Annotated in this window: 1 protein-coding gene; it reads left to right on the top strand. The window is 68.0% G+C overall.

Features of this window, described 5'->3' with window-relative positions:
* Positions 1–248 precede the first annotated feature (248 nt).
* On the top strand, positions 249–1377 hold a 1129-nt coding region (locus tag IEY68_RS35825; RefSeq protein ID WP_229719241.1), incomplete at its 3' end, for an IS110 family RNA-guided transposase.

Below are 1377 nucleotides of genomic sequence, written 5' to 3'. Positions count from 1 at the left end.
GTGGGTGAGCACTTCTCGACCCAGGATCTCGAGTCCTGCACAAAGACCGTGCCCCCGCCGGTGGGCCGGGAGAGTTGATCGCTGCTGGGATGTCGTGCCCGCCCGGAACGGGGCGTGAGCACTGCTTGATTAGGTCGCTGATGGTTCTCCTGCCGGCTGCTCGACGGTGATCGGCATCGAGGATCGGAGGATCGTTGCGACTGTTCGTGGGAGATGACTGGGCTGAGGATCACCACGATGTGGAGGTGATGGACGGTTCCGGTCGCCGGTTGGCCAAGGCGCGGGTGCCCGAGGGGGTAGCCGGGATGGCGAGGTTGCACGCGCTCGTCGGGGAATTGGTCGGCGACGACCCTGGCGAGGTCGAGGTGTTGGTCGGGATCGAAACCGACCGCGGCCCGTGGGTCGCGGCGCTGGTCGCCGCCGGATACACGGTGCTGGCGGTGAACCCGTTGCAGGCCTCGAGGTTTCGTGACCGGCTGGGGGTTTCGGGAGCCAAGAGCGACGCCGGGGACGCGCACGTGCTGGCGGATATGGCCCGCACCCACGCCCATGAACTGCGGCCGGTCGCCGGGGACTCCGCACGCGCCGAGGCGATCAAGGTCGTGGCCCGCACCCACAAGACGATGATCTGGGAACGCACCCGCCACACCCAGCGGCTGCGTCACGCGCTGCGTGACTACTTCCCCGCCGCGCTGGCCGCGTTCGACGACCTCGGTGCCGCCGACACCCTGGAACTTCTGGCCAAGGCGCCGTCTCCGCAGAAGGCCGCCCGGCTGACGATCGCCCAGATCAGTGCCGTGTTGAAGCGTGCACGCCGCCGCGACATCGGCGACAAAGCCGCGGTGATCCAGGCCGCGTTGCGCAGCGAGCAACTCGGCCGGCCCGAGGTCGTGACCGCCGCCTACGCCGCGTCGGTGCAGGCACTGCTGGCGGTTCTGGGTGTTCTCAACACCCAGATCAAGGTGTTGGAAGGGCAGGTCGGTGCCCATTTTGGGCGGCACCCGGCCGCTGAGATCATCGTGTCCCAGCCCGGTCTGGGACCGGTTCTCGGCGCCCGGGTGCTCGCAGAATTCGGTGACGACCCCCACCGTTACGCCCACGCCAAAGCCCGCAAGAACTACGCGGGTACTTCCCCGATCACCCGCGCGTCGGGCAAGAAGAAAGTCGTCTTGGCCCGGTTCGTGCACAACGACCGCCTCATCGACGCCCTCACCGCACAAGCACAAAGCGCGATACTGAGATCCCCCGGCGCCCGCGCCTACTACGACCGGCAAAAAGCCCGCGGCATCGGCCACAACGCCGCCCTGCGCCAACTCGCCAACAGACTCGTGGGCATCCTGCACGGCTGCCTCAAAACCGGGACCCACTACGACGAGG

This window comes from Nocardia jinanensis (genome assembly GCF_014645735.1).
Taxonomy (GTDB): domain Bacteria; phylum Actinomycetota; class Actinomycetes; order Mycobacteriales; family Mycobacteriaceae; genus Nocardia; species Nocardia jinanensis.
This window is presented reverse-complemented; position numbering and strand designations above follow the sequence as displayed.